Annotated in this window: 11 protein-coding genes; 4 read left to right on the top strand and 7 right to left on the bottom strand. The window is 43.3% G+C overall.

The window, feature by feature from the left end; all coding sequences use genetic code 11:
* Positions 1–9: 9 nt before the first annotated feature.
* The 4 genes from B9T16_RS08515 to B9T16_RS08500 form a co-directional block, all read right to left on the bottom strand.
* Positions 10–2,067 (bottom strand): mechanosensitive ion channel family protein, encoded by a 2,058-nt coding sequence (locus tag B9T16_RS08515; protein WP_410244542.1) that lies wholly within the window; start codon positions 2,065–2,067, stop codon positions 10–12.
* 98 nt (positions 2,068–2,165) lie between these two features.
* Entirely contained in the window at positions 2,166–2,654 is a 489-nt protein-coding gene (locus tag B9T16_RS08510) for a DUF2752 domain-containing protein (RefSeq protein WP_410244541.1), read from the bottom strand.
* 16 nt (positions 2,655–2,670) lie between these two features.
* Entirely contained in the window at positions 2,671–2,865 is a 195-nt protein-coding gene (locus B9T16_RS08505; RefSeq protein WP_006617306.1) for a hypothetical protein, read from the bottom strand.
* 21 nt (positions 2,866–2,886) lie between these two features.
* Positions 2,887–3,339: a hypothetical protein gene (locus B9T16_RS08500; protein ID WP_006617307.1), complete on the bottom strand. Its 453-nt coding sequence runs from the start codon at positions 3,337–3,339 to the stop codon at positions 2,887–2,889.
* 2,390 nt (positions 3,340–5,729) lie between these two features.
* On the opposite strand from B9T16_RS08500, the gene B9T16_RS08495 reads away from it, so the two are divergent.
* Both B9T16_RS08495 and B9T16_RS08490 read left to right on the top strand, forming a co-directional pair.
* Positions 5,730–7,796 carry an ATP-binding protein gene (locus B9T16_RS08495; protein ID WP_410244540.1) on the top strand — a complete coding sequence of 689 codons (2,067 nt, stop codon included), beginning with the start codon at positions 5,730–5,732 and terminating at the stop codon, positions 7,794–7,796.
* A gap of 123 nt (positions 7,797–7,919) precedes the next feature.
* Positions 7,920–8,330, top strand: a complete 411-nt coding sequence (locus B9T16_RS08490) for a hypothetical protein (protein WP_317270043.1) — start codon at positions 7,920–7,922, stop codon at positions 8,328–8,330.
* A 21-nt stretch (positions 8,331–8,351) separates the two neighbouring features.
* On the opposite strand, the gene B9T16_RS08485 is transcribed toward B9T16_RS08490, so the two are convergent.
* A complete protein-coding gene (locus B9T16_RS08485) occupies positions 8,352–9,245 on the bottom strand; it encodes a LysM peptidoglycan-binding domain-containing M23 family metallopeptidase (protein WP_410244539.1) in 894 nt (297 codons plus the stop codon).
* A 161-nt stretch (positions 9,246–9,406) separates the two neighbouring features.
* On the opposite strand from B9T16_RS08485, the gene B9T16_RS08480 reads away from it, so the two are divergent.
* Positions 9,407–10,621, top strand: a complete 1,215-nt coding sequence (locus B9T16_RS08480; RefSeq protein ID WP_410244538.1) for an HhoA/HhoB/HtrA family serine endopeptidase — start codon at positions 9,407–9,409, stop codon at positions 10,619–10,621.
* A gap of 43 nt (positions 10,622–10,664) precedes the next feature.
* Here the strand turns inward: B9T16_RS08480 and B9T16_RS08475 are convergent, their stop codons facing one another.
* The gene (locus tag B9T16_RS08475; protein ID WP_006617002.1) at positions 10,665–11,018 is read right to left on the bottom strand and encodes a DUF760 domain-containing protein; all 354 of its coding nucleotides are present in this window, start codon (positions 11,016–11,018) and stop codon (positions 10,665–10,667) included.
* Positions 11,019–11,077: 59 nt separating this feature from the next.
* Positions 11,078–11,602: an SMC-Scp complex subunit ScpB gene (gene scpB, locus B9T16_RS08470; RefSeq protein ID WP_006617001.1), complete on the bottom strand. Its 525-nt coding sequence runs from the start codon at positions 11,600–11,602 to the stop codon at positions 11,078–11,080.
* 301 nt (positions 11,603–11,903) lie between these two features.
* Here scpB and B9T16_RS08465 point away from each other — a divergent pair, with 301 nt between their 5' ends.
* Complete coding sequence (locus B9T16_RS08465; protein WP_410244537.1) at positions 11,904–12,497, top strand: serpin family protein; 594 nt, start codon at positions 11,904–11,906, stop codon at positions 12,495–12,497.
* Positions 12,498–12,763 lie beyond the last annotated feature (266 nt).

Raw genomic sequence — 12,763 nt, 5'->3', positions numbered from 1 at the left:
AACTAACAATCAGGGTTTGAGCAAATTCTTAAAATCCCTAGAAGTTTGATGATCATGTTGATGATACCATACGAAACGCTGGGGAACCCCTAGGGTAATTTCTGCTTCATCTAGGGCTTGTTTGAGTCGGAACCGCAGGGTTCGTGCTGCCGCCCATTGTTGGCTGGGTATAGTTTTAACTAGAAACCGGATCACAATTCCCTCATGGGAAATATCATCAACCCCCAGAATATCAACAGGTTCTAAAATCTTGTCAGACCATTCCGCCTCATTTTGCATCTTTTGACAGACTTTAAGAATAATTTCCATAGCCTTTCTGATGTCAGCATCCCAGGCAATTTTTAAGCCCAGGTTCACCCGTGACCAGTCTTTAGTATTATTAATAACTGTGGCAACTTGACCATGGGGAATAGTTATTAATTGACCATCTAAATTGCGGAGATTAGTGCAATACAAATTCATGCTTTCTACGGCTCCGGCTAAATTGCCAATTTGGACGACATCACCTACAGCATAACGGTCTGTGAGCAAAATTAAAATGCCATTTAACATATTTTCTATTAAATTACGAGATAGAAAAGCTGTTAATAAAGCGAAGGCTCCCGCACCGGCTAGGAACGCCGTATTGATGCCAATAATTACCACAGTGAAATAAATACCAAGACCGGAGAACAGCCAACTTTTACCACCTTTGAGAGCCGGAGAATAGGTGCTAACTCTCATAGTGTAACGATTCAAGTTAGGATGGGATTCTTGTTGTTCTTGAGCCCAACCATTTAAGGTATGATCAATGAAAAAATCTAACAGTTTATCAATTAAGGTAATACCAACCCAAAGACTAGGGAGCAGAATTGCTTGATAGGCAAACATAATAATTAAAGGACGAGTTTGCCGAAATACGAAACAAATTAAACTGATACCTAATAAAATCACTAATAATTCCGCTATCAGCAGAAATCTCCGCAATAATTCTACTAAGTTTTTGCCTTGCTGAAGTGATACTTGACTATTTAACCTCCTGGCGATCAGTTTAGGGATTTGATTAATTTTCTGATTAATTTTGTGATGCAGATAACCTGAACTATAGCCTTGGCCATTACTGTTGACATCCTTAACTTTATCGGCATCATCACTGATGTCTTCATTCGGTTGAACTACAGTATCAGAAAGAGTTTCTCCTGATAAGGTTTCGGGGTTAACTTTAGCTTCATTCACCAGATTTTGCAATTGGCTTTTAATTAGATTGCGTCGTTGTGTTAGTAATTTTCGTAACCCCGAAATTAGCCTCAGACATAGGAAAATAAATGCTACAATAATCAAGGTGATGGTGATTCTTCCTAAAGGATATTGAGCATCAAATTCTCGCCCCCATAAGGCTTCACTAGCATACTGCGTGATTTGGTCTCGCCAAACTGGTGCTAATTCTTCAACTGTTATACCATTAACAATGGCATCATGATTATTGACGGTGATTACTACAATTTGAGGGATGCGTAAATCATGATTTGGTTGAGTATAAATTACCGTTTCGTTATTCTGAATTCCTATATTTAATTGCGGGGTAAATGGATGTAGAGGTTTATCTGGATTAAACAACCGCCAAAACTGCCAATTTTCTGGATGATATGTTTGTGGTAATTCTTGATTTCTGCTAATATTACGGAGACCTCGATTAAAGGATTCCTGTACTAATTTTGCACGTCTTTCTAAGGTTAAGGCAGTGGCGCGGTCATCTTGTTCTAAACTCCGTCGCGCACCGAGGATTAATCCTCCCCGCCCACCGTGGCCGCCTAAATAAACTCTGCTACACCAACTAGCACCACAGCTATAAGCACGGTTGACATTCCACAAAAAGGTTTGATTCTGTTGATCGGTAATTGAGACGGGAGATACGAAAAATTGCCCGAAGGCTGGGCTGTGACCAGCGACAGTTAAGGAAAATGTCAAGACCAAAACGCTTACAAAATAAGTAATTTTTCGGAGTATTTTATAATTTATAGTCAACCCTAGGGATTTGTCTAAACAAGCGATCGCCTCTAGGGGTAAAATCCTCCACCGAGTTTTCATGATCCTCCTCAGTTAGCAACACCGACCATGGATAATAACTCAATTCGGGAATCTTGGCAAATTTTTAATGATCATAGCCTTCAGATACTATCTGAGATTTAGCTAAGGAGCAAGCGTCCTAGAGGGGAGTTGAGGAAAGATGGATACAGTTTACCAATTTGCCACAAATGTTGCAATCGTACACTGTGATAGCCCAGTAGAATCAGAAAACTCAAAATTTGTACCCGGGGATTAGTCAACCAGTGAATATAAAAAATATCTAATTTTCGATTTTTGATAATTTCCCAAATTAAATGAATAATAGCAATCACAAAACATAAGAAAATTAGGGGACCGAATAAGTGGTAGGCGATCGCCTGATTTAAGTCACCTCGGGCTGTAGCCATTAAGGATCTAGTTAACMCCCAGGCTGGACAAGGAACCCCCACATATCGCATCAGGGGACATCTTAAAAACTCCATATGAACACCTAGGTTAAACCCTATACTACCGATAATAGGTATTAAGGCGATCGCTAAACCCAACATCCGTTTTTGTCGTTGTTGTCGAGAAAGCAAATCAGGCGATTTTAGTGTTTTACCTACCATTACAATTCCCCATCAATTAACGACTTTTTAGCAAATCCACCCCAAAACAGGTTAGGTAAATTACCACCGTTGCTAATTGCTGAAATAACACCAGTTCAAAAGTTTTCACAAAAAAATTAATCTCTGACTGGGAATACACGGCTATTGAACTTCCAGCTAATAAGGCAATCAAAAACCAAAATATCGTTTTTCTGTGCTTGAGTTTTAGCATGATTTGGATTCCCACATTAACTTAACCAAAAGCGAGATAGGAGTAGAAAACTAAGGTTCCTACCACAGGAACTATCCACAAAAGTATTAACCAGGGAGTTTTTTCTAGTTTTTTGCAAATTCTAATCCAGGCTTTGATTAACCAAATTACGGCAATGATATTGATGCAGGGAATGAACATCAAAATCGTCCATAAAATCGGGTTATCTTCATCCCCAGCCACAAAATTTATATAGGTTCCTAAAATAGGAATCCAAGCAAACCAAGCATTGTCCACTCGACATCTTTGATAAATTTTCCAGGACAAAAAACTAAACACTAAATAGCCAATTAAATAGCCGATCAATATTCCTGGGTTTGGTTCTACTGTATCGTAGGTAATATCTAGTTGTGGAACTGTATTTTGTTGAGCGAGTAGAACCGGGACTAGATTAGTGACTGCTGGAGTCGGCGGTAATATACTAATGTCAATCATGAATAAGTCACCGATAAATTACTATAGTTGACTAATTGTAAGATATGTTATCTGAAAAGACTATCTATTTTTGATTGGGTTCACAAAAATCAACATTATCAGAACATCATGATGATATTTAGTATTTGAGACTCGAGGCAATATAGTTATATGTTGATAAATGATATTCTCAAGGCGATCGCTATAGGACTCCCTCCTCCGGTTATAATCTACCTAGGCTATTATTGCCAACGGAGGCATCTATATCTTTGATAGATAATAGCCCCACTATTTAACTATAGTAATATTTGGGAAAAAATTGATGATGAACACACCTAATTTTTTGTCAATTCCATACTGGAAACAGTCAGAATTTTGGCTGATGGCGATCGCCGTTGCCCTTTACTCTATGCTCAATCGGTTCACGACTCCCACTAGACACTTCGTTTATGACCTTGGGTTCCCTGCCTTGTTTGGAAGGTTGAATTCCAAACGTTGGGACATATAAACAGTTATAGGGATGGTCAGAGATTAACCTCTTATATCCAGCGACTAGGGGCTGAAGTCCCCACCAGGTAGTTATTTCGGGCATCTCAGCCCTATTTCATACCTGAACGTCTCGCACGCATATCCCAATCATTACAGTTGGGCATTGGCTTCTGGCTACATCTCACATCCTCTAGGAGTTAGGGGTCGAGAGTGAAGTCACCTTCGCGAACTCCCATTCAAAACCGTGCTTGATAGTTTCCCATCACACGGCTCCTGATGTGGATACCCTTTTGTCATCGGAACAGGGTTACTACCCCCTCCCCTGCTTTCGTGCTTCAATGTTCAGAGCTTTATGCAGCACGTAGTCTTTGAACTCGTTCTCGCCACTATACTCCTAATAATCGCAGTATCTATATCCACACCGTGACAATTGGGCATATCCCAACCATGACAATTGGGCTTTAGCTTCTGGTCACATCCTTCACCCTCTAACCATGCGCTTACATTTTTCACTACTGCCTTGTCAATAGCATTACTCACTTGTTTATAGGCAGAGCATTAGAGGGGTTACAACGTTCCGTTTATATGGGCATTCCATCGTTAGATTTGTCCTCAGAACCGGGGTACTGTTAAAGGTCTGTGTAGGTAGTCGCAAGAACCCCCTACTTTTCCCCTTGCCCTTTTGGGCGCAGCGTGTCAACCTATTTCGCTGCTAGTGTATTACGATGGTTCAAGCCGGACATTCAGTCTCCTTAATCATAGATGGTTGGCAGTGGTCGAGTAGGAGGTGGGTTCCGACCTACGCCTTCCGTTCCCCGCTTTAGTCTGTCGAGTTATGATTTCCAAAACTGGGGGTGGCTATCGCCGTTACTCTCTACTCCCTGATTTCTCAGTTCGTTTATGACCTTGAGTTCCCTGCCTTGCTTAGTTCCCTAAGCGTCGGGACATATAAACAGTTATGAGGATGGTCAGGAGAGGTTTCCTTATATCCAAACTCGGGGCTGGAATCCTCACCGGCTAGTGCTTTAGGGCATTTCAGCCCTATTTCATACCCGAACGTCTCGCACCTTGCGCTTACACTTATCACTACTGAGATATCGACCAATATTCTCAGAATCCAAGAGGACTTAAAACGTTCCGTTTATATTGGCCTTCCATCTTTAGATTTGCCCTTTCCACCGGGGTAATTTTAAAGGTCTGTGTAGGTAACAACAGAAAATTCCTACTTTTCCCCTTGCTCTTTTTGAGCGCAGCGCATCAACTTATTTCGCTACCCAATCATTACGATGGTTCAAGTCAGACATTCGGCTCACGCCTAATCATAGATGGTTGGCAGTGGTCGGAGTCTTGGGAGTGGGTTCCACCTCACGCCTTGCGTTCCCCGCTTCAATCTGACGGGTCGTGACTCCTGAAATTGGGGGTGGCTATCGCCGTCATCCTCAACGTTGTAACAAAATGTTAAATTTTATTTCAAAGTATGTTGACCTTGGATTCCCTGACTATTTTTCGTATCGGATGATACAAAACGTCGGTACATATAAACAGTTATGGGGACGGTCAGGAGTGCACTCCTTATATCCAACCAAGGGGTTGAAATCCCCACCAGGTAGTTATTTCGAGCATCTCAGCCCTATGCACGCACCTGAACGTCTCGCACTCTGTTGCTGATTGTAGCAGATTGGCTGATTGGGTCTGTCTCCCTGGCATGAGGTAACATCGCTTATAGGTAGTCCAGCAGGTAGTCGAGGAGTGCTCGCGGGAAGTTCCCAAGAAAAGGACGGCGCTTGTACCTCCGTTTTGAGTCACAGTTTCAGCCCCAAATCAGAACCCGATGATTTGTCAAGTGATTCATAACTCCAGGGTTCGCGCTACTATGAGAATTGGGCAGCCCTGAGCCATAGCACCTCTGTTAGATGTGAATTATGCCTAAACGCGGTCAATCCTCATTTCGCCGTCTTCTGCTATCCCGGATTTTACTGTTAAGCCTTCCGGTGTTGTTGGTTGGACAATATGTGACCTATCGCAAAGCTCGTTCAGCTTTACTAGAAACGGCTCGTCTGAACTTAACTGAAAGTGCAGTTAAAAAAGCTGCGGGTATTGATGAATGGGCGAAGTCCTTGAGATCCAGTTTGATTTTAGTGGCTCACAGTTCCGTTTTGCAGTCTGGAGAAGAGGAGAATTTTCAAGGTTTTCTTGAAGAGGTGGTCTCGGAATTACCTTTTGAGGTCAACTGTCTGCAAATGACTAATCTGGAAACGAATGAGATAGTTGCTAGTACCTGTGGTCTGGCGGCGCAGGTTCAATTTCCCCAAAATTTATGGTCTGCTACTCAATCTGAGAACTGGACTGTCAGTCAGTCAGAAGCTCATATTATTAATGTGGGAACTGCAGAGGTTGACAACGGCTTTTTTCCTGAAAATATCGATGATAGTGGGTCAGATACTCCAGAAACGAGGCAAGTTTTACCTCGCCGCCAAAATAATCAACTCAGTTTAATCTCTATGGCTCCGGTTTATATTGCTGATGGAGAAGTTAATCGACTCCGTTATGGATTAAGTCTGGAGTCTTATTCTTTCCTCAGAGGTGAGCAAACCCCGAAATCTTTAACAGGTTCTACTGTAATTTTAGATGACACGGGAACTATTGTGGCTCATCCTAATCCGCAGTCGGTGGGATTAAATATTAGGGATCACGCTGATTCTCAGAGGTTGGATAGTTTACTGCGTAGTGCGTTGGCGGGTCGCACTAATTTTATTCATTTGTTTTCTTTTCAACAAAATGGGGAAGAATTATTGGCGGGATATCATGCTATTGACAGTCCGGTTTTTCCCAAGAATGATGATAGTAAGTGGGTCATCTTGGCGGTGGCTAGTTTGGATGATGCTCTCTATGGATTAAAGGATATTAATTCGGTTTTAGTTGTGCTAATTATGAGTTTGATTATAGCGATTATTAGTGCAGCATTATACCTGTCTAGGGATTTGGCACGTCCTTTAGAAAAACTCCGAGATTATGCGCTACAAGTTAACAGCATTGAATCCCATGTAGAGGTTCCTAAAAATCTGAAAATCCGGGAAGTTGAGCAGTTAGCTCAGGCTTTGCGGACTATGGTGGATCGTTTGCAGTCTCGGGCTCAAGCCTTGGCTTTTGCGACTAAGGAGGCGCGGGTGGCTAACCAGCTTAAAGATGAATTTTTGCGGGTTATATCCCATGAGTTGAGAACACCGCTTAATGGCATTATTAATTCTCTGAATTTAATTCAGGATGGCTTCTGTGACGATCGCGATGAGGAAATGGAATATTTGCAGATGGCTAATGACTCGGCTCTGCATTTATTTGACATTGTTAATGATATCTTAGATATTGCCTTGATTGAGGAAGGTCAACTATCTTTGTTTCTGGAACCGACGGATTTGGGGGTGATTCTCCAAGAGGCGATCGCCTTACAAACTCTGGATATTCAGCAGAAAGGTTTAGATTTAAACTTAGTGTTATCCGCTGAACCTCTGGAAGTACAAGCAGACCGAGATAAACTTAAACAGGTTTTTCTCAATATTATTAATAATGCGGTCAAGTTCACCCAAGCTGGTAGTATCACGATTACTAGCCAACTTGAGCGCTTCCCAAATGCGGCGGGGAATGCGATCGCTTCTAATTATAATTCCGGTCAGATTATCAAAGCATCTGAACAGGTAATTGTAACTATTGTCGATACAGGAATTGGGGTAATCCGAGAAAAGCAAAGCCAACTATTTCAGCCCTTCGTGATGGTCGATGGTTCCACCACTAGGGAGTCGGGAGGGGTGGGTTTAGGATTAGCGATCGCTCGTCGTCTCATGGAAATGATGGGTGGCGGTATTCAACTGTACAGCGCCGGACACGACCAAGGTACTACAGTTACCATCGCCATGCCAACTTTACGAGCAGCAACACCACCTTCTCAACATCAGAAGACTACCAGAAAATCTAAAAAGAAAGTTAAAAGTTGACTCATAATTTGGTCGGGCACAGATCATTGGTTATCCTAGAGAAAGAAATAGCCCTGATTATAGAGATAGTCTGTTCAGATTTCGCGCCAGGAGTATGTCAAAGCCAAATTTCTGAGTCTCATCATGGATAAAATTAAGTTTCGCAGATACAAAAGAACAGCAGTTATCACCCTAGTCTTGATAGCATCAGTCGGTCTGGAAGCCTGCGCTTCTTACCACAAAAGACGAGAAGTATATAGAAATCTTCAGGACTGCCATCAACAATGGGGTGAAGCTAATCTATGTGAACCAATTACCGATGGTTCCTACCCCGTAGGCTACCATTATGGTCCCTATTATAAAAATCGCGGGGGTCGCTACTATTACTATCGTACCTTCAATTCAAGCCCTCGTGCTGTTCCCTCTAGTGCAGGTATCAGTAATACCACTCGTGGAGGTAGGAGTCCCTCTGTTGGTGGTGTGAGACGAGGTGGTTTTGGTTCCGGTGGTCGCAGCGCTACATTTAGAGGTACAGGAGGGAGTCGAGGGGGTTGATGAAAGTTAAATTTAGCCAGCCTATTGTCGGCGAACTCGGCGGTTGTAATGACTGTCTGCTTCTTGGATATTTAAGTAAGAACTAGGATCCTCGGCAACCCATCCTAAATTGGAGTTATAGCGGACTTCAAAATGGAGGTGGGGGCGATCGCTACTTGGTCGGCCGGTCTGACCCACTAATCCTAAAGTTTCCCCTAATGCTACTTGCTGTCCGGTGTCAACCACAGTTTCCAAAAGGTGAGCGTAGCGGGTTTGTTTTCCCTGGGCGTGATTAACTACCACCAGATTACCATAGCCCTCTCGATATCCCGCAAAAGCTACCACACCTTTACCCACAGCTAAAACAGGAGTTCCGGTGGGTGCGGATAAATCAATACCTCCATGAAATACTACTTGACCAATAACGGGGTCTAACTGCCACCCATAGCGCAACAGTACCTCAGCCATAATTGGTAATGGATAGCCAGATAACAGGTTAGGGGAGGGAGTAACTGGCGGCGCAGGTGCCCAGTTGACTCCGGGAATAAATACTACCCTGGGTTCAGCTTGACAGCCATTGACTTCAAAAATTACATCGGCTCTGGTATTATGGGCACGCGCTACATCCACCCAGGTCAGACCGGGTTCTACTTCTATCTGAATACCATTGTAGGGGGGAATCAAGATCTCTTGTCCGACGGAGACTACACCATCACGTAAACTGGGATTCATACCCATGAGGGTAGCAGGAATTAAATTGTACTGTCGCGCAATGGTTGCTAGGGTTTCGCCTGGGGCGACACGATGACGTTGCAGACGGGATAAAGCCGGAGTTGGACAAACTTCTCGGGCTTCCTGGGAAAATACGTTAGCTAGTCCCACAGGGGCGATCGCACCTAGGAAGATAACAGAGATCAAGGCTGACTTGCAGATCATATTCAGTCCGTATTAACTTCGTTAATTAGTTACAGCAGGGCAATATTGGCTTTAATATAGCCGAGGCTCGGATACAATTGCTAAAATTGAGGCAAGGAACTTAGCTTCATCGCTGGGGTTCATTTGATTTAGAGATATCGATCCGGTCGGAATATTTAAACATGGATTTATCTTTTAGGCAGTTAACCGTGTATCTGGCCCTACTTTCGATCGGGGGCGGTACTGGTTTAATCGGTGGTCGCTATTTATATGCTAATCATCTGGTGACTAATTCTCCCGCCGTCCCCGTGGTTCGAGAAGTGTCCCCGGAAACGCCACCCTACTACCGTCAGAGTCCTATTGCTGCACGCAATAACTCCAATTTTATCGCTGAAGCTGTCCAAAAAGTGGGACATTCGGTGATTCGTATTGATGCTGTGCGGAGTGCTTCTAAAAATTTACCAGATGCTTTGAATCATCCCCTGTTTAAGCGGTTTTTTGGCGATCGCATTCCCCAGGAGCATGAACGGTTACAGCGGGGAACAGGTTCGGGATTTATTATCAGTTCTGATGGTCGTCTGATTACTAACGCTCATGTGGTCGATGGGGCTAATATAGTTCGTGTCACTCTTAACGATGGTCGCGTGTTTCAAGGTCAGGTGAGGGGGGTTGATGACTTAACTGATATTGCTGTGGTCAAAATTGAAGCCCAGGACTTACCTACAGCTCCTATTGGTGTTTCTGAGGGGTTGATTCCCGGTCAGTGGGCGATCGCTATTGGTAATCCCCTCGGTTTGGATAATACCGTAACTGTGGGAATTATTAGTGCCATTGGGCGATCGAGTTCTCAGGTCGGTATCCCTAATAAACGGGTGCGCTTTATTCAAACTGATGCTGCTATTAACCCTGGTAACTCAGGAGGTCCCCTGTTAAATGATCGGGGTCAAGTTATTGGCATTAATACCGCTATTCGTTCTAATGCTCAAGGTTTGGGCTTTGCTATCCCTATTGAAACCGCCCTGCGAATTGCTAATCAATTATTTGACCACGGGAGAGCAGACCATTCCTTCCTAGGGGTGAAAATGGTTGCCCTTAACCCCACCATTAAGGAGGAGATCGATCAGCAACTCAATCTTAAACTGACTAAGGATAGGGGAGTGTTAGTGGTTCGGGTGGTCGAAGGCTCTCCCGCTGCTAATGCTGGTATTCAACGGGGAGATATCATTAATCGAGTCGCCGGCAGCCCGGTTATCACTCCCACCCAAGTCCAAGAGCAAATCCAATTTACCCTGGTGGGACAAGAGTTGGAAATTGAGATTGACCGTCTGGGAAAAACCGAAACCATTAAAGTACAGATGGCTGCGGCTCCAGACTCCGCTTTGTCAGGAGTTGACTGACTTTGAGGTAAATTACTATTACCCCTTAATCCGGTTAATCCGGTTAATCCCGTTCTGGTTTAGTTGATTGGGAACGGGAAGACGGGGTGCTGGAAATATTTTCCTCTAGGTGCATACGTTGCTCCATCTGACGGAGAAAATACCCGGTCATCATGGCTGAAGCTAGTAAGCCAGCCAGGTTGTCTCTATTGGTTGTGATTTGTACGTCGAAGTCATCTGAGGGTAAAACGCCTACCAGACCTTGGACATTGCGGGAAATTATTTCTTTGATCTCTGGACTGGCTGATTGAGCAACGTGGGCTAAAACATCGGGATGTTGATGTTGTAGATAGTGCAACAGGGGGTTCTCAGAGATTTCTTGGTCATTAGACGAATGAAAGTCGGAGTTAAAAACCATGAGGTGACTTGTTAGTGTCTGCTCTACTTTAGTTCTACTTTAATTCCAGTTTAGTCGATTTAACTAGATGCTGTGCTATCTTCTGGCAAATTTGTCTTTAAATTTAGCGACAGTTGCTGGGGAAGTTGGTCTAGTTGAAAGTATTGATGGAATTTTTTGCTGACCTGTAACCAATAGGAACGGGCTTGGGGTTGTCGTCGTTTGGTGACGAATTCTAATTCTACCAGTTCCTGAACGTGCTGATAAGCACCACTACCTCGTAATTCTACCAGATCGGTTTGGGTAATGCCACCATTAAGGGCGATCGCTGCCAAAGTCCGTAAAGCCCCCACACCTAATTCTGGTGGTACTAGGGTGTGCATTAGTTCCCCGTAGGCTTGGCGCAGTTGCAGGCTGTAACCTTTCTTGGTTTCCACAATTTCTAAGGCCGTATCCCGGTGGGCATAATCTGACATTAGTTGAATTATGGCTTCTTCTGCTTGGGGGCGATCGCATTGAGCTAATTGTACAATCTCGGACAAGGACAAGGCTTGACCTTTCAGGTACAAAATTGCTTCAATCTTAGCTAGGAGACTAATGGCCATAAAACTGTCGGTAATTTATAACATTTCCCATTGATAGGGGAACTATGCCACAATTATAACCACATTATAGCATCAATTATCCCCCTTGGGCAATTTCGGTTAACAAATAACCATTATTTACTGGCTCTAGGAAGGTTAAATTAGTTGAATATTCGGCGGCTATGATACTATATATTACCCACCTCTCCTGGGGCTCTAACTGCTACCTGGCTGGGTCTCAGGTTGGAGTTGATCCGCCAACCATATACAATCATAATAGCTGAAATATACTATATTTGGAGGCGATAACTTACGGATTTTTATGAAAAAATTATGGGCTAATTCTTGCAAATACATGGGATTATTAATCGCCACGGCTGTTATGATAGCAGTCAGTGGTTGGGCTATTGATCAAATCCCAGATTCCCATTTAATATCGGATTTACCCGCACCTCAAACTACCGAAAATATGGCTATGAATGACCAAGTAGTGGCGGCTTACACGGGTTTTGCGTTTCGGCTGTTTTCTGGTGTTTATCAGCATCAAAATCAGGAAAATATTTTTATTTCTCCGGCGAGTATTACTAATGCTCTGGCTATGACCTATAATGGGGCGGCGGGAACTACTAAAGAGGCGATCGCTCAAACGTTGCAAGTTCAGGATATCAGTTTAGCAGAACTAAATCAGGCTAATTTGGCTCTCAATCAGTCAATTTCAGCCATTGATGAAGATGTGCAAATTAATATTGCTAATTCTCTTTGGTTGCATCAGTCGGCTTTTTTCTTACCCGATTTTCTCGACCGGATCAATCAGTTTTATCAGGCTAAACTCACAGCAGTTGATTTTAGTAGTCCTGATACCCCATCCCAAATTAATGATTGGGTTAAACAGGAAGCGTTTATACGAGTTAACTGACTTGGCTGGCGATCGCTTTAGTTTTTCTGTATGATGATTGTGGCCAGGAGCAATGGCTACTTGACAACCCGTTATCCGTTAGGGCCACAGACAACTCTACTCCCAAGTCCTAACGGATTCTTGTGGCTTTGGCTTGATTGTGCGATCGCGTTTACTTCTTGTACCTGGCTGTTCACTGCTAAGTATTTTGTAAATCAACTTCATTAATTCATTGTCTCTTGAGTTGACCTCTGCTATTAACTTTTTGTTTTGCTTCATCAAAGACC

The sequence above is a fragment of the Arthrospira sp. PCC 8006 genome (assembly GCF_046480465.1).
Classification (GTDB): Bacteria; Cyanobacteriota; Cyanobacteriia; order Cyanobacteriales; family Microcoleaceae; genus Limnospira; species Limnospira platensis.
Note: the sequence above shows the minus strand (reverse complement) of the source record. Positions and strands in the feature narration are given on the sequence as shown.